Annotated in this window: 10 protein-coding genes and 1 pseudogene; 3 read left to right on the top strand and 8 right to left on the bottom strand. The window is 70.2% G+C overall.

The features are described from left to right. The first annotated feature begins 31 nt into the window (after positions 1-31). The gene (locus CSC62_RS07250; protein WP_162405511.1) at positions 32-2,041 is read left to right on the top strand and encodes a M13 family metallopeptidase; all 2,010 of its coding nucleotides are present in this window, start codon (positions 32-34) and stop codon (positions 2,039-2,041) included. Positions 2,042-2,169: 128 nt separating this feature from the next. Here the strand turns inward: CSC62_RS07250 and CSC62_RS07245 are convergent, their stop codons facing one another. From CSC62_RS07245 to CSC62_RS07210, 8 genes and pseudogenes are all read right to left on the bottom strand, one after another. Then, positions 2,170-5,268 carry a galactose-binding domain-containing protein gene (locus tag CSC62_RS07245; RefSeq protein WP_162405510.1) on the bottom strand — a complete coding sequence of 1,033 codons (3,099 nt, stop codon included), beginning with the start codon at positions 5,266-5,268 and terminating at the stop codon, positions 2,170-2,172. A 343-nt stretch (positions 5,269-5,611) separates the two neighbouring features. Then, complete coding sequence (locus CSC62_RS07240) at positions 5,612-6,448, bottom strand: carbohydrate ABC transporter permease (protein ID WP_162405509.1); 837 nt, start codon at positions 6,446-6,448, stop codon at positions 5,612-5,614. A 28-nt stretch (positions 6,449-6,476) separates the two neighbouring features. Continuing rightward, complete coding sequence (locus tag CSC62_RS07235; RefSeq protein ID WP_162405508.1) at positions 6,477-7,355, bottom strand: carbohydrate ABC transporter permease; 879 nt, start codon at positions 7,353-7,355, stop codon at positions 6,477-6,479. Continuing rightward, on the bottom strand, positions 7,352-8,656 hold the full coding sequence (locus CSC62_RS07230) for a sugar ABC transporter substrate-binding protein (protein ID WP_162405615.1): 1,305 nt from the start codon (positions 8,654-8,656) through the stop codon (positions 7,352-7,354). The genes CSC62_RS07235 and CSC62_RS07230 overlap by 4 nt, the downstream gene beginning before the upstream one ends. 20 nt (positions 8,657-8,676) lie before the next feature. After that, complete coding sequence (locus tag CSC62_RS07225; RefSeq protein ID WP_162405507.1) at positions 8,677-10,290, bottom strand: glucoamylase family protein; 1,614 nt, start codon at positions 10,288-10,290, stop codon at positions 8,677-8,679. A gap of 154 nt (positions 10,291-10,444) precedes the next feature. Next, positions 10,445-13,422: pseudogene (locus CSC62_RS07220) on the bottom strand (TonB-dependent receptor). A gap of 34 nt (positions 13,423-13,456) precedes the next feature. After that, positions 13,457-14,548, bottom strand: a complete 1,092-nt coding sequence (locus CSC62_RS07215; RefSeq protein WP_162405506.1) for a LacI family DNA-binding transcriptional regulator — start codon at positions 14,546-14,548, stop codon at positions 13,457-13,459. A 139-nt stretch (positions 14,549-14,687) separates the two neighbouring features. Continuing rightward, positions 14,688-14,987 carry a YciI family protein gene (locus CSC62_RS07210; RefSeq protein ID WP_162405505.1) on the bottom strand — a complete coding sequence of 100 codons (300 nt, stop codon included), beginning with the start codon at positions 14,985-14,987 and terminating at the stop codon, positions 14,688-14,690. Positions 14,988-15,401: 414 nt separating this feature from the next. Between CSC62_RS07210 and CSC62_RS07205 the strand changes: the two genes are divergently transcribed. Both CSC62_RS07205 and scpB read left to right on the top strand, forming a co-directional pair. Further along, a complete protein-coding gene (locus CSC62_RS07205) occupies positions 15,402-16,316 on the top strand; it encodes a segregation and condensation protein A (RefSeq protein ID WP_162405504.1) in 915 nt (304 codons plus the stop codon). A gap of 40 nt (positions 16,317-16,356) precedes the next feature. After that, a partial coding sequence (gene scpB / locus CSC62_RS07200) for an SMC-Scp complex subunit ScpB (protein ID WP_246194269.1) occupies positions 16,357-17,045 on the top strand: 689 nt, incomplete at its 3' end.

Here is a 17,045-nt window from a genome sequence, read left to right as displayed (position 1 = left end):
CCCGCGACCTTCCGACGCGCCCATTCCCCCGATGACGCCTACGCCCCGCCCGCTCGTCCTCGCCCTCGGCCTCGGCCTGCTCGCCGCGCTCTCCAGCGCCGATGCCGACGCCCAGCGCAAGCGCTCCAGCAGCCGCACCCCCGCGGTCACCCCGCAGTGCACCGACTTCTACGCCCAGGCCAACGCCGACTGGCTCAAGGCCAACCCGGTGCCGGTCGACGGCAGCGTCAGCGCCCTGGGCCAGCTGGCCGAGCTGGCCCAGCGCCAGCAGCGCGAGCTGCTCGACGCGGCCATGGCCTCGCCCCAGAACGAAGTGCAGACCCGCCTGGGCGACTTCTGGGCCAGCGGCCTGGACGAAGCCGCGGTCGAGGCCGACGGCAGCAAGCCGATCGCGCCCCTGCTGACCCGGATCGACGCGATCAAGCGCGCCAAGGACGTGCCGGCCGCGATCGCCGCCCTGCACCAGGTCGGCATCCCGGTGGCGTTCAACTTCGCCCCGGACGTGGACCTGAAGGCGCTGGACCGCCACATCGGCTACTTCATGCAGGGCGGCATGGGCCTGCCCGACCCGGCCTTCTACACCCGAAATGACGCCGACACCCAGGCGCTGATGGGCCGCTACCGTAACTACGTCAGGCAGGTCCTGGCCCTGACCGGCACTCCGCAGGCGCGGCTGGACGCCGACGCCGGCGCGGTGATCGAGATCGAGACCGCCATCGCCCGCAAGTCGCAGTCGGTGGCCGACCTCAACAATCCCTTCCGCACCTACGTCCCGGTGCCGGTGGCCAACGTCACCAAGAGCTACCGCAACCTGCAGCTGGACAAGTTCCTCGAGGCGCAGGGAGTGAAGGACGACCTGGTGTCCCTGCCCGACCCGACCCTGTTCGCCGAACTGGACGCGATGGTCAACCGGGTCAAGCCCGAGCAGTGGAAGGCCTACCTGCGCTGGCGGGTGGGCGACGCGATGGCGCCGTATCTGTCCAAGAGCTTCCGCGACGCCAGCTTCGGCTTCCGCGGCCAGGTCCTGGCCGGCCAGGCCGCGCCGGCGCCGCGCTGGCAGCAGGTGCTGGAGGCGATCAACACCGCCGCCGGCCCGATGCTCGGCCGCGAGTACGCCGCCCGCTACCTGACCTCCGAGGAGCGCCGCCGCGCCGGCGTGGTGGTGGACGAGATCCGCGAGGCCCAGATCGCCGCGGTCGAGCGCAACACCTGGCTCAGCGCCGAAGCCAAGGCCGAGGCCAAGGCCAAGCTGGACGCGGTCAAGATCGAGATCGGCACCCCGCGCCGCGACCTGGACTACAGCGTGCAGCCGATGGGCCGCGGCAGCTTCGGCGGCAACATCCTGATCGCCTCGACCTGGCGCCACCGTGAGGAGATGAAGCGGATCGGCAAGGGCAATGCGGACCGCCGCTGGGACGTTTTGCCGCAGCAGCCGGCGCTGGCCTACGACATCGCCCAGAACCGGATCATCGTCACCGCCGCGGTGCTGCAGCCGCCGGTGTTCGACGTCGCCGACCCGGCCGTGGTGTACGGCGGCTACGGCGCGCTGGTCGGCAACCAGCTCACCCGCGCGGTGGACGCCAAGGGCGCGCTGGTCGACGCCCGCGGCGAACTGCGCAGCTGGTGGACCCCGGCCGACAAGAGCGCCTGGCTGCAGCTGGGCGAGCGCGTGGCCAACCAGTTCGCCGCCTACGACTACCCCGGCTTGCGCGGGGCCAAGGTCAACGGCAGCCTGGTCAAGGACGAGAGCCTGGCCGACCTGGCCGGCCTGGAGCTGGCGCTGGAGGCGTACGCCAAGGCCAATCCCGGGGCCAAGCCGGCCGACCAGCAGTCCTTCTTCCGCGCCTGGTCGCGGCTGTGGGGCCAGCAGCTGGCGGCCAATGCCGCCACCGAGCGCCTGACCGCCGACATCCACGCCCCCGGCCTCCTGCGCAGCAACGTGCCGCTGTCCAACCTGCCGGCGTTCGGCACCGCGTACGGCTGCAAGGCCGGCCAGCCGATGCAGCGCGCCGAGGCCGAACAGGTCCGGATCTGGCGCTGAGGCCTGGCGCCGTGTAGGAGCCGGTCTTGCCGGCGACCGCCATGGCGGGAGCGTCTGCGTGAAACCGGGCGCCATCGATGCGTCCGTCTCCACGGTCGCCGGCAAGGCCGGCTCCTACAACAGGCGTTCTAGGGCACGGCGATGACGACCCGCGCGCCCGGCCGACTGATCCGCAACTCCCCATCCTTCCAGGCGGCGGCGTTGCCATCGATCGTGGTCGCGCCCGGCATGCCCGGATACGGCCACGGCAGTACCAGCCCGCCCGGCGGCAGGCCGGCGTCGGCGGCGACGTCCAGCCGCAGTTCGCCGCCGGTACGGTGCAGCGCGTAGCCCAGCCGCCCGTGCGGGGTGTGCAGGCCTTCGACCGCGATGCCCTCGCCGCCCAGCCAGTCCAAAGGCACGCCGGCGGCCAGCACCAGGCTGTCGTCGCGCTCGCGGCGGTAGGCGAACATGTCCAGCGCCGAGCGCAGGAAGTCGGAGGCCACCCAGGCGTGCGGCAGGTCGCCGACGAAGAACGGCGTGCGCGGGGTGCGCGAGACCACCTCGGCCCACTGGTTCCAGGGCTGCGGCGCGCGGTCGTCGAAGAAATACTCCGTCGCCTCCCAGGCGCGCTCGCGCCAGCCCAGGCGCACGAACGCGGCCACGTTGCGCCATTCGTACGGGGTGTAGTCCTTCCACTCGCGGGTTCCATCGCGGCGCTGCACGAACTCGCGCCAGTAGCGCTCGAAGGTGTTCTCCAGCAGGTCGCGCGGCAGCCAGTCCTGCTCGCCGCCGGGCGCCAGGGCGATGGTGGTCGAGGTCGGGTCGAAGTCGCCCAGCTCGGCCGCGCCCGGCAGGTAGTCGATGCCATGGCGACTGGTGGCCGCACGCAACGAGGCGCCCAGGTCGGCACGGAACTGGTCGCGCGCCTTCGCCATCCGTCGTGCGTCCGCGGCCTTGCCCAGCGCTTCGGCGATCTCCACCGCGTCCTTGTAGCCGCGCAGGGCCCAGAAGTTGTCCCAGTACGAGTGCATCGGCTTGGCCGAATAGCCTTCGTGGCTGATCGATACCGGCATCATCCCGTAGAAGGCCGGATCGAGCCTGCGGTTGGCCGCAGTGCGCTCGCTGGCGCGCAGCTGCTCCATGTAGTCGAACGCGCCGCGCACGTGCGGCCACATCCGCTCCAGGAACGCGCGGTCGCCGGTGTAGCGCCAGTACTCGGCGATGTTGAACACCAGTTCGCCGTGGCTGTCGTTCTCCGGCACCGGATCGCTGCCGCGCGCGTCCACGCAGCACGGCACCTTGCCGTTCTCGAACTGGTAGGGCGCGTACCACTCCAGGTACTCGCGCACCACTTCCGGCCGGCCTAGGCGCAACAGGCCCTCGGAGATCATCGCCCCGTCGCGGATCCAGCTGCGCGAATAGGAGCGCGTGCCCGGCTGCAGGCTCGGGCCCACCCGCGAGACCAGCATGTGGCCCAACGCGGTGCGCACGGTGTCGGCGAACGCGCGGCCCTGCGGCGGCAGCCGCAGCCGCACCTGGCCGAGCTTGTCGCGCCACATCGCCTCGGCGGCGGCCTGGGCGAGGCCGGCATCGAAGCCGGCCGGCATCGCCTGCGCACCGCTCAAAGGCACGACCAGCGCCACCTCACGGCTCTCGCCCGGCCCCAGCCGCCAGCGGTAGAGCAGCATGCCCGAGGCCAGGCCGGTGGGATCCTCCACCGCCGCCTGCGCCGGGATGTCGCCCGAGGCCAGGCGCATCACCTCCAGGCCGGCATCGAACGCGGTGGCGAAGGCGGCATCCGGCGCGTCCGTGGCGAACACGCGCGGCTTGCCGTCCACGCTCACCGTGCGATCGGCGATCGCCAGCGACCCGATCCTGCTGACGCCGCCGACGGTGTTGAGGAACTGGCTGGGCGGGTTGACCTGCAAAGGCCGGATCGCCAGCGCCAGGGTGTAGTCGCGCGGGCCGTCGTGCGGGTTGTGCAGCCGGTAGCGCGCCACCAGCTGCGAGTCCTGCGCCGTGCCCTGGGCGAAGGCCTGGAGCTGCAGCGGAACGTCGGCCTGTCCCGCGCCTTCCTTGCGCGTCCAGGTCACCTGCGGCATCGGCAGGCCTTCTTCGGGCAGCGACTGCCGCGGCTGCACGTCCGCCCAGCTGTACAGGCGGCCATCGGCCAGCACGAACGGTTCGATGCTGAAGCCGCCGCGCCCGACCTCGACCGCGCCGTCCTCGCCGACCAGCCCCTGTTCCAGGCCGCCATCGATGCCGACGATGGTCCAGTACGGCTGCTGCCCGCTGAATCCGCGCGGCAGCCAGCCGCGCGGCAGGTCCGCAGCCACGGCCTCGATGAAGTCGTTCGGGTGCGCGGAGAACGCCAGCGGCTGCACCGTGGCCTCGGCCAGCGCATAGCGGCCGCCGTCGAACGCCAGGGCGATGCGTCGGCTCTCCGCCTCGGGCAGGGCGATCCAGTCGGTGTCGCCGCCGCCGTGCTCGACCTTGCGCACCTCCTGCCAGTTTCCGGATGCGTCCTCCAGCACGATGGAATAGCGCGCGGGGCGCTGGCGGGCGTCCGTCCAGCGCAGGACCAGGCCGCCGAACTCGCGCACCTGGCCCAGGTCCAGCAGCAGGCGCTGGCGTCCGCTGGCCTTCCATGCGCTGCCGCGATCGCCGTCGATCGCATGGACGGCGGTGGCCGGCGAGGCACTGGCCTCGGCGGCGACGGCCGCCGGCGGCGTGGCCGGATCGGGCGGCAGCGGTTCGAAGGTCAACGTGTCGAAGCAGACGCTGCCGCGGCCGCCGGCGTTGTTGTAGACGGTGAACTCGAGCCTGGCGCTGCGGCGCAGGGTCTTGTCCGGATCCGGGCCCCAGGCCTTGGAGATGTGCCGGGCGCGATAGCGAACCTCGCCCCATTCCCGCGGGAAGTCGTACCTCGGCCGGTTGACCCACCAGACGTTGTCGCCGCTGGCGTCGACCAGCTTGAACTGCAGATCGTTGGCCGGCGAGTCGCCGCGCAGGCGGAAGCCGAAGCGGTAGTTCTCCGGGTATTCCAGCGGCAGGTCGCGCTGGATGCCGGCGTATCCGGAGACGCCGTTGAAGTCGTAGTCCAGGCACAGCGCCGCGCCCTGCGCGCCCTCGACCTTCCGGATCGTGCCGCTGACCTGGTTGGAGACGACCACGCGCCAGGGGGAGGCGTCTTCGAAGTCATCCAGGACGCGGGGTTGGGCGATGGCCAATGCTGGCTGGACCATTGCGCAAGTCAAAGCAAGAGCAAAGGCGCGTGCATGGCTTGGGGCATGGCTCGTGACATCCGTCGTTGCTTCGACGGTGCGGGCCAACGAAGAGGCAAAGAAGAGCATCGGGCTCGCGACGCCTTTGCCCCTCCCCTCCGGTCGCCACCATTCATTGAGGGTCGATGCGATGCCCCGGGCCGGGACCGTATGCGCCATGGATGGCGCATCCGAGCCTCCAGGGATGGATTCACGGCGTGTCCCGGCCCGGGGCATCGCATCGACCCTCGAGCCACGCATGCACGCCGACGCTTTGGCTTCCGCTCCTGCCCTGCCCACCCACCACGAACGCATCATCACCACCTCACCCCTTGACGCTGCCCAGCAACAAACCCTGGATGTAGTAGCGCTGCAGCATCAGGAACAGCGCCAGCACCGGGATCACCGTCACCACCGCCCCGGCCATCATCATCTCCACGTCCTGGATGTGCTCGCGCGAGAGCGAGGCCAACGCCACCGGCAGGGTGTAGTGCTCCTGGTCGGTCAGCACGATCAGCGGCCACATGAAGTCGTTCCAGGCCGCCATGAAGGTGAAGATCGCCAGGGTCACCAGCACCGGCTTGAGCATCGGCAAAACGATCGAGAAGAAGATCCGCCACTCCCCCGCCCCATCGATCCGCGCCGCCTCCAGCAGTTCGTCCGGGATCGAGCGCGCGTACTGGCGCACCAGGAAGATGCCGAACACCGACGCCAGCGCCGGCACCACCACCCCGCCGTAGCTGTTGACCAGGCCGATCTGCTTCATCAGCAGGAACAGCGGCAGCATCGCCACCTGCGCCGGGATCACCAACGCCGCCAGCAGCAGCTGGAACACCCGCTCGCGCCCGGCGAAGCGCAGCTTGGCGAAGGCGTAGCCGGCCAGGGTGTTGACCAGCAGCGAGCCCAGCGTGATCGCCCCGGACACCAGCAGGCTGTTGGCGAAGTTGCGGCCCATGCCGGTGCGGCCGAACAGCTCGCCGTAGTTGGCCAGGGTCGCGCCCGAGGGCAGCAACGGCGGCGGGAAGCGGCTGGCCGCGCCGGCCGGCATGAAGGACACCGACACCATCCACAGCAGCGGCGCCAGGCTGACCGCGGCCAGCGCCAGCAGCGTGCCGTTGACCAGCCAGGCGTGCCAGCGCGTCTGCCCGACCTCGCGGCTCATCGCCTCGCCTCCGTGCCCGTGCCGGCGTTCATACCAGCTCCTTGCGGCGGCCGATCCGCAGCATCACCGTGGTCGCGCCGAGGATGATCAGGAACAGCAGGAACGCCACCGCCGAGGCCCGGCCCAGGTTCCACCACTTGAAGCCTTCCTCGAACATGAAGTACAGCACGCTGACCGTGCTCTGCAACGGATCGCCGCGGGTCATCACGTAGGGCTCGGCGAACAGCTGGAAGTAGCCGGACACGGTGATCACCCCGACCACCAGCAGCACCGGTCCCAGCTGCGGCAGGGTGATGTGGATCAGCTGCTGCCAGCGCGAGGCGCCGTCGATCCGCGCGGCCTCGTACAGGTCCTGCGGGATCGCCTGCAGGCCCGCCAGGAAGATCACCATGTTGTAGCCGAAGTTCTTCCACACCGCGAACAGGATGATGGTCGGCATCGCCCAGCGCGGGTCGCCCAGCCAGTCCACCGGCGCGATCCCCACATGCCCCAGCGCCCAGTTCACCAGGCCGTAGCTGGTGTGGAACAGATAGCGCCAGATCACCGCCACCGCCACCAGGGTGGTCACCACCGGGGCGAACAGCGCGGTCCGGAACAGGGCCTTGAACCGCGCCACCGGCGCGTGCAGCAAAAGGGCCGCGCCCAGCGACACCGCCACCGACAAAGGCACGCCGACGAGCACGAAGTAGCTGGTGTTCCACAGCGACTTCCAGAACATCGGCGTGCGCAACAGGTCCAGGTAGTTGTCCAGGGCTACGAAGCGCAGGTTGCGCATGTCGGCCAGCGCGTACAGGTCGAAGTCGGTCAGGCTCAGGGCCAGCGCCGACAGCACCGGCAGGCCGAAGAACAGGCCGATCACCAGCAGGGCGGGCCCGGCGAACAGCCAGCCGGCGAGCGAACGCTTCATGGCGCGGCCCCCGCGGTCTCCGCTTCCTTCGCCGCCACCGCGTCGGCGTCGCGCGCCTGCATCCAGCGGCGCTTGGCCAGGATCGCATCGACCCGCGCGTCCAGTTCGGCCAGGGCCTGGTCCTGCGGCTGGCCGCCGCGGACCACGCGCTCGGTGGCGATCCGCATTTCCTGCACGATCCGCTCCCATTCCAGCACCTTCGGCGCCGGCTTCACCCGCTCCAGCTGGTCGCGGAAGGCGCGGGCCAGTTCGTCGCCGGCCAACGAGGGATGCTCCCAGGCGCTGCGCCGCGGCGGCAGGTCGCCGATCATGGCGTGGAAGCGCTGCTGGATGTCGGGGCGCGAGAGGAATTCGACCAGCTTCCAGGCGCGGTCCTTGCGCGGCGAGCTGCGGAACAGGACCAGGCTGGTGCCTCCTGCGATCCCGGCGCCGGGTCCGTCCGGGCCGGGCAGCGGCATCGTGCCCCACTGCCCTTCCAGCGCCGGCGGCTGGCGCCTGCGGAACTCGCGGATGTTCCAGGGGCCGGACAGGTAGAAGGCGTAGAAGCCGTTGAAGAACTCGTCCCAGACGTTGGAGATCTGGGTTTCGGACATCTTCGGCGCCCAGCCCTGCTCGAACATGTTGGCGTAGAAGCCGACCGCGCGGCGGAAGCCCGGGCTCTGGAAATTGCCGCGGCCGTCGTGGTCGCGCAGCAGGGGATCGTCCTGCTGCAGGGCGAAGGACAGCTGCTGCTCGAACTCGTTGAGCGGCATCAGGATCGCGTAGCGGCCCGGGCCGGCCTGGCGCTTGATCGCGGCCATCGCCTGTTCCCACTCCGCCCAGGTCCGCGGCGCGCGCTCGACCCCGGCCTGGCGCAGCAGGTCCTTGCGGTAGTACAGCAGGCGGGTGTCCACGTACCAGGGCACGCCGACCAGTTCGCCGTCGATCACGGCGGTGTCCCAGATGCCGGGGAAGTAGTCGTCCTGCTCGATGACGGTCGAAGCGTCGACCCGGCCCTGCAGCGGCTCCAAGGTGTCCAGCGCGGCGAACTCGGGGATCCAGGTGTTGCCCAGCTGGCACACGTCCGGCAGGGCGTCGGCGGCGAACGCGGTCAGCAGCTTCTCGTGCGCGGCGGTCCAGGGGATCTGCTGGATGTCCACCTCGATCCCGCTCTCGCGCTCGAACTCCGGGATCAGCTCGGCCACCACCTCGGCCTCGCGGCCCATCGCCCAGAAGCGCAGCGGCTCGGACGCGGGCTCGCGGCCGCAGCCAGACAGCGCCAGCAGGGCGAGCACGGCCACCCACACACGCGCCGCCGCCAGGAACGGGAGCCGCGGGCCGCTCACTGCTGCGGCGGCTGGGCGCGGTTGGCCGAGGGCGTCTGGTCCTGGCGCTGCTGTTGCTGGCGCTGGGCCTCGGCCGCGGCCGCGCGCGACTCGGCCATGCCCAGCGCGCGCGCCGCCGCGGCCTGGCTGTCGGCCTGCATCGGCTCGGCCGGTTCGTCCTCGGGGGTGAGCCAGCCGCCGCGGAAGCCGGCGCGCTCCAGGCCGGTGCGGATGTACGGGCTCTTCTTCATCACCGACCACACGAACTCGTTGCGGTAGTTGGCGATCATCGCCAGGATCGGGCCCTGGTCGATGCCGATGTAGTCGCTGGCCACCCAGCCCTTGCCCGGCACCAGGCGCCCGGTCTTGAGCGGGATGTCGTAGTCGAAGCTGGGGTTGAACGAATCCAGGAAGCCGTAGCTGGAATACAGGTAGTCGCCGTAGCGCTTGTGCATCTCCTCCGTGGCCGGGATCACCACCTCCGGTGCGAACACGATCGAGGCGATCGCCGCGGTCGGGGCCAGGGTGCCGTCGTCGAAGTTCTCGCGCAGGCCGGCCCCGCGCGAGGAGTAGTGGCGGAACTCGCGCTCCTCGCCGCGGTAGATCTGGCGGGTGTTCTGCGGGCCGTCGCCGGCGGTCAGGCCCCACACGTTCTCGCCGTAGTCCTTCCACTTCATCGGGTTGGCGATGGCGTACTCGCGCTGGGCCAGCGCGGCGCGGCGGCTGTTGAGGAAGTAGTCGATCCCGCGCTCGCGCATGTACTGGTCCTGGATGTCGCGGAAGTCGATCCAGACGTGGCTGTACTGGTGCCCGAACAGCGGGCCGAAGCTCAGGTACTCCTGCCCGTAGTACACGCCCCAGTCGTTGTTGTAGGTGCGCGTCCACACCGTCCACGCGTCCGGGCTGACCGGGTGGGTCGGCGAACCCAGCGCCAGCACGTACAGCAGCATGGCCTCGTTGTAGCCCATCCAGTCGTGGACGATGAAGCCGCTCTCCGGGAACCAGCCCATCGACACCAGCGGCTCGCGCTGCTGCAGCCAGGTCCACTCGACCTTGCGGTAGAGCTGGTCGGCCAGGCGCCGGATCTCCTTCTCGCGGTCGTCGTCGCCGTCATAGTAGGCCTGGGCGAACAGCACGCCCATCATCAGCAGGGCGGTGTCCACGCTCGACAGTTCTACCCAGCTGTCGTAGCGCTGGCCCTGCTGCATGTCCAGGAAGTGGTAGTAGAAGCCCTTGTAGGCGCCCTTGCCGGTCCTTTGCGGCCCCTGCGGGATGTCGCGCAGGAAGCGCAGCGTGGTCAGGGTCCGGTCCACCGCCTGGGTGCGGCTGACCCAGCCGTTCTCGATTCCGATCGGATAGGCGGTCAGCGCATAGCCGATCGAGGCGATGCTGGCGAACGGCCGCGACGGGTAGCGGTCCGGGGTCAGCCCGTTCTGCTCGTTGGTGGTGTCCCAGAAGAACTGGAAGGTGCGCTTCTCGATGTCGCGGAACAGCGGCGGCAGTTCAGGCCGCGGCGGGCGCTCGGGCAAGACCGGCTCGATCAGGATCACGTCGGGCTTGGGTGCGGGTGGCTGCGGCGCGGGCTCGGGCGCGCGCCCGCATGCCGCCAGCAGCCCCGTCGCCATCGCCATCACCGCTCTGATCCGCCAATGCCGCCGCTTCACCACACGCCCCCTGTTGTCGCACCTGGATGCCCTCGCCCGCCTCCGTCCCGTTGTCGCGGGCGGAGGCGAAGCACGGCGACCGCCCTGGCGGGAGAGGAAGCCAGGACGGCCGCCATGCACCTCACCAGTCGATGCCGAACGACAGTTTAAAGGTACGCGTCCCGCCCACGATGCCGTCCTGGTGGGTACCGAAATTGGCGTTGGGCTCGCCCGGGCCGCCGTACCAGTCGTCGTAGCCGTCCCAGTTGGTCCAGTCGAACACGTTGAGCAGGTCGGCGCGGATCCTGAGCCGGATGTCCGAGCCGGTATCCCACTCCTTGCTCGCCGCCAGGTCGAAGCGCTTGTAGCCCAGGCTGCCGTCCGGCTTGTAGGGATCGATGAGGCAGTCGTCCCAGCCCGGCAGGCAGTTGGTGGCGTTGCGGTACTTGGTGGATTCCAGCACCAGCTTGCCGGACAGGGTGACGCCCCAGCCCGCGTCCCAGATGCCGGTGGTCACCAGCCGGTGCTCGGGCACGCCGCGCGACGGCAGCCAGCCGTAGTAGCTGGCGGTGGGGTACTCGAACATGTCGACCCAGCCGTCGGCGTTGGTGTTCTGGCGGCCGCGGGTATAGGTGTAGGCCACCGTCGCGCCCCAGCGCGAGGCCGCGCTGAACGGCTTGTCGAACTTGACCAGGACCGACTTGGTCTTGGTCTCGTACATGTTGTCGAGCAGGATCACGCGTCCGAACGGCGGATCGAAGCCCCACGGCGTGCCCCAGGTATGGCCCGCCGGCAGGAAGGTGCCGTCCGGCCGGCGGTTGCCCAGCCGCGCGGTGATGCCGTCGTGGCTACGGATGTAGGACAGGGTCACCTCGCTGTACCAGGTCTGCTCGCCCAGGTCGAAGGCGTTGCGCATGCCGAGGCTGAACTGGTCGGAGTACGGCACCTTCAGGTCGTTGTTGTTGAGCCACCATTCGCGCGGCAGGTCGACCGTGGCGGCCAGTTCGTCGAGCGCGCCGGGCTGCAGGTAGGCCGGGTCCCAGACCTCGCAGTCCCCGCCCGGCCGCCGGCACACGCCGTCGGCATCGACGAAGTAGAAGTTGTAGCGACCGAAGGAGGTGCGGTTGGTCTCCAGCTGCAGGTAGTCGAACAGGTTGCGGTCGTAGGCGCGGCCGGCGCCGCCGAAGACCACGTGCCGCTGGTCGGCGTCGATGTCGTAGGAGAAGCCCAGGCGCGGCTGCCAGGCGCCCTTGAACGCGTCGCGGTTGTTGCCGTTGGAGATGTAGTCCTCCGGGTCCCAGTCCGCGTTCTGGAAGTTGGGATAGTCGCGGATGCTCTGGGCCAGCGCCGCCGGGGTCACGAAGTCCTCGTAGTTGGGCGTGGTCTCGTAGTCCCAGCGCACGCCGTAGTTGACCGTCAGGTGCTCGTTGACCTCCCAGTCGTCCTGGATGTAGATGCCGAACTGCTTGTTGGCCGAGGTGGTAAAGCCGCCGGGGGTGCCGGGGTCGCCGGCGGCGAACTCGACCCGGTAGGGCTGCGAGGCGCCCGTGGCCAGGTCGTAGTAGAACTGCGGGTTGGAGTAGTTGCGCTCCACCGCGCGGACCTCGACGTCCTTGTACTTCACGCCCATCTTGACCGTGTGCCCTTCCCAGCCGCTGAAGGTCAGGTCGTCCTGGATCGACCAGCCTTCCTGGCCCTTTCCTGGTTGTTGGGGCTGGCGCCGCTGTTGAGGATGGTGCCGATGTTGAGGCGGTCGCTGGCGGTCGGCTCGGAGACGTTGAGGATGTAGCCGTTGCCGTCGAAGGTCGGCTGCGGCGCCCAGGACAGGTCCTCGAAGGTGAGGTGGGCGTCGTTGAGCCAGCGGTCGCCGCTGTACTGCCAGCGCAGGTCGTAGCGGTTGACCTCGTTGTGGTTGACCGTGGCCCGTTCGGCGGTGTTCTGGTCGCCGACGCCGATGCGCTCGTCCTCCTCGCGCACCTGGGCCGAGAACTCGATCAGGTTGCGGTCGTCCGGCGTCCAGGTCAGCTTGCCGAAGTACATGTCCTGGGCGAAGGGCGAGGCGGCCGGACCGATCTGGTCGCGCAGTTCCTGCGGCACCTCCGCCGGATCGTAGCGGCCCTGCGCGCCGAGGGTGACCGTCTTGGGCGTGCTGTAGTCCTTGGCCTCGTAGGCGACGAAGAAGTTCAGCCGGTCCTGGATGATCGGGCCGCCGAATGACACGCCGTACTGCTCTTCCTTGGACGCGATCTTGTCGCCGCCGGCCTTCTTCTCGGCCGGGGTGGCGGTGCGCCAGTCGGTCGAGGTGCGGTCCCAGAAGAAGCTGCCTTCGAACTCGTTGCTGCCCGAGCGGGTGGCCGCCACCACCGCGGCGCTGCTGATCTGGTCGAACTCGGCCTTGTAGTTGGAGGTGATGACCTTGTACTCGCCGATCGCCGACTGCGGGAACGGGTTGCCGCGGGTGGAGTCCTGGCCGCCCACGCCGCCGGGCAGGGTGTAGCCCTTCTGGCCGACGCCGTCGATGTAGACGTTGATCCCGCTGGAGGTCTGCGCGCCGGAACGCAGCTTGGTGTTGCCGGCCGCGTCCTGCTGGAACTGCATGCCCGGCACCGTGTCGGCGAACGCCAGGAAGTTGCGCGTGCCCTGCGGCAGGGCCTCGATCTGCTTGTTGGTGATGTAGGTGGCGACCTCCGAGGTGCGGGTCTCCACCGCGGTGCCGACCACCTGCACCGCCTCCATCGTGGTCGCGTCGCCAGCCTGGGCGGTCTCGGCCACGCCGCCCACGCCCAGGTTGACCGTCGCGGTCTGGCCGACCTGGACGGTGAGGTCGCGGCTGCTGGTCTGGCCGTTGGCCTCGACCTGGATCCGGTAGGTGCCCGGCGGCAGGCCGGCCACCGCATAGCCGCCGCTGGCGGAGGAACGCACGGTCCGGCTCAGGCCGGTGGCGGTATTGGTGACGGTGACCGTGGCCTCGCCGGCCGGCGCGGAATCGGCCATCACCTGGCCGCGGATGGTCGCGCCGGTGCTCTGGGCGAAGGCGGGCGCCGCGCCCAGGGCCAGGCAGCCGGCCAGGGCGATGCTGAGGATGGTGCGGACAGGCCTGTTGCGGAATTGCTGATTCATTGCTTTCTCCCTCCCAGGAATACTGCGGTTCGGATCATTCTTTCCGGCGTTTCGTTCGCGGACTGCGCCGCGCCTGCTCATGCGTTTCCGTCGCCGCGGCGGCCGTGGACGCGCGCACCACCAGCTCGGGTGCGAGCACGTGCCGGTCCGGGCCTGCCGGTTCGTCGCCTTCGCCTTCGCCGGAGGCCGCGTCGGCCTCGATCTGCGCCAGCAGGCGCGTCATCGCGCGTCCGCCGAGTCCGGCGATACTCACCCGCATCGTCGTCAATGAGGGGTGAACGAAACGCGCCAGCGGGATGTCGTCGAAGCCCGCCAGCGCGATGTCCTCCGGCACCCGCACGCCGGCCTGCGCGAACGCGTACAGGCAGCCCAGGGCCATCATGTCGTTGGCCGCGAACACCGCGTCCGGACGTTGCGCCTCCTGCACGATCGCGCCGCCGGCGCGATGCCCGGAGGCTTCATCGAAGTCGCCCGGGTACTCGATGCCATGGGCGTCTGCCTGGGCGGCGATCGCATCGCGGAAGCCGCGCAGGCGCTCGCGCGCGTCGTAGTTGCGCTCTGGTCCGCCGATGAAGGCGATCCGGCGGTGGCCCTGCTCCAGCAGGTGCTCCACCATCGCCCTGGCCCCGGCGTGGTTGTCGATCTCGAACGCCGGCCAGGCGGCCTCGGCCGGATGGGTGTTGATCAGCACCGCCGGCAACGGCTGCGGCAGGTTCTCAGCCAGGAAGCCGGGCTGGTCGGCGTAGGGCGACATCACCAGCAGGCCGTCCACGCGGCCGCGCATCGCCCGCAGGGCAGCGCCCTGCTCGTCGCGGTCGCCGTGGTAACTGGACAGCAGCAGGTGGCGGCCGCGGGCACGGGCGACCGCGTCGATGCCGCGGATCAGTTCGGAGAAGAATTCGCCGTGCAGGTCCGGCAGGACCACGCCGATGGTCTGGGTGCTGCGGCTGCTGAGGCTGCGGGCGGCGCCGTGCGGGCTGTAGCGCAGGCGCTGGGCGACCTCGAGCACCTGGCGGCGGACCGGTTCGGCCACGTTGCTGTGGCCGTTGAGGGCGCGCGAGACGGTGGCCACCGAGACCTTGGCCTCGCGGGCGACATCGCGGATGGTGACCGCCTGGCGACCCATGTCGCCCTCCTGCTGGCATCGACGGGCGGCACTGTAAACGTTTTCAGGCCGCTCTGCCAGACCCGTTCGTCAGCGGGAAATCCTCATACATATCAATTGGATATAAGGATATTGGGGTGCTGCGACGCAACACCGCAGCTCAGGGCAGGACCTTGCGGAACGGCCGCACCTGGATCCGCTCGTAGACCCCGGCAGCGACGTAGGGATCGGCTTCGGCCCAGGCCTGCGCCTGCTCCAGCGAATCGAACTCCGCAACCACCACGCTGCCGCTGAAGCCCGCCGCACCCGGATCCTCGGCGTCCACCGCCGGGCAGGGCCCGGCCAGCAGGAGGCGGCCAGCGTCGCGCAGCGCGACCAGCCGCGCCAGGTGTTCCGCCCGCGCCTGCAGGCGCCGCTCCAGCACCGCGTGGCCGTCGTAGCCCTCGATCACGTACCACATGCGTCTGTCGCTCCCCTTCGCCGGCCGCGCCATTGTAGGCCGGTGCCGCGCCATCGGGTCCGCTGGACAGTCCGCGGGCCAGCGCTTACCCTTGGCACCACATGCGGCCGTGAACCAGCGGCTCGTCGGCCCAGGCCCGAGGCCCGCCAAGCCCCAGGGGACCCCGCGCACCGCTCCGGCGCACGACACCCGGCCAACCCGACGACCGATCCGCTGCCCCGCGAGACGCCGCACGCAGACGACCTCCCCGGCTGTCGGCCACCGCCCCTTGCGGTGCCGGGCCTGTATTGATGTGCATCCGCGGCGCCCGTCCCGGCCTTCCGGCGACGTCCGCCAACCGCAGGTGGCCACCGCCTCCGCGTCCGTCCACGGCGCGCTCCGGTGCCTTCCGTTCCGGGCATGGCTTTCGAGCAGATGAGTTCCGAACCCGCGCAAGACGCGACTCCGACAACGCAGGCGAACCCGCACCCGCAGCAGCAGGAGATGCCGCTGGCGGTGGTGCACGGGCAGCCGGTGCTGCAGATCCCGCAGGACCTGTACATCCCGCCGGACGCGCTGGAGGTCATCCTCGACGCCTTCGAGGGCCCGCTGGACCTTCTGCTGTACCTGATCCGCCGGCAGAACCTGGACATCCTCGACATCCCCGTGGCAGAGATCACCCGGCAGTACGTGGACTACATCAACGTGATGCAGGACCTGCGGTTCGAGCTGGCCGCCGAATACTTGGTGATGGCCGCGATCCTGGCCGAGATCAAGTCGCGGATGCTGCTGCCGCGGCCGGTCAGCGAGGACGGCGACGAGGCCGACCCGCGCGCCGAGCTGGTCCGCCGGCTGCAGGAGTACGAGCGCTTCAAGCAGGCCGCCGAGGACATCGACGCCCTGCCCCGCCAGGACCGCGACACCACCCCGGTGCAGGCCCACGTCCCCGACCGCCAGGCCGTGCGCCTGCCGCCGCCGGTGGACCTGCGCGAGATGCTGCTGGCCCTGCACGACGTGCTCAAGCGCGCCGAGCTGTTCAGCGGCCATCACATCCGCCGCGAGGCGCTGAGCGTGCGCCAGCGCATGGGCGAGGTGCTGTCGCGGCTGGACGACGGCCGCTTCCATCGCTTCGAGTCGCTGTTCAGCGCCGAGGAAGGCCGGCTCGGCGTGCTGGTCACCTTCCTCTCGCTGCTGGAACTGGCCAAGGAACAACTGCTGGACATCGTCCAGGAAGCGCCGCTGGCGCCGATCTACGTCAAGTCGCTGGCGATCGGCAACACCAACGAGCCCTTGCAGTTCCACAGCGAGTTCGACGACGGCGACGCCGCCAACGAGCCGGCCGCGGGATGAACCCCGCTTCCTTCCCTTCCACCCAGACCCTGCGGGATCCATGGACCAGGCGCTGATCAACCGGATCGTCGAGGCCGCCCTGCTGGCGGCCAACCAGCCGCTGCCGCTGGCGCAGCTGCACGGGCTGTTCCCCGAGGACGAGCCGGCCCCGCCCGGCAGCATCGAGGCGGCGCTGGAACAACTGCGCGAGGCCTGCGCCGAGCGCGGCGTGGAGCTGGTCGAGGTCGCCTCCGGCTTCCGCTACCAGGTCAAGGCCGACGTCCACCCCTGGGTGGCGCGGCTGTGGACCGAGCGCAAAACCAAGTACACCCGCGCCACCCTGGAGACCCTGGCGCTGATCGCCTACCGCCAGCCGATCACCCGCGGCGAGATCGAGCAGGTCCGCGGCGTGGCGGTGAGCAGCAACATCATCCAGGCGCTGGAAGAGCGCGAGTGGATCCGCGTGGTCGGCCACCGCGACGTGCCCGGGCGGCCGGCGCTGTACGGCACCACCCGCGGCTTCCTCGACTACTTCGGGCTCAAGCGCCTGGACGAGCTGCCGCCATTGTCCGAGCTGAAGGACATCGGCGAACTGGAACCGCAGCTGCCGCTGGATCCGGACGCGGCCCCCGCCACGGCCGGGGCCTCGGTGGATGGCGGGAACGCCTCCGCGGGCGCGGCGCCCTGGCTCTTTTACACATCTCCCGTCCCCCGGGCCGGGCTGCCATCTCGCTGCCCGCTTTCTTCATT

The organism is Pseudoxanthomonas jiangsuensis, from assembly GCF_010093185.1.
Lineage (GTDB): Bacteria > Pseudomonadota > Gammaproteobacteria > Xanthomonadales > Xanthomonadaceae > Pseudoxanthomonas > Pseudoxanthomonas jiangsuensis.
The sequence above is the reverse complement of the archived record's forward strand: the minus strand, read 5'-3'. Positions and strand labels throughout refer to the sequence as shown.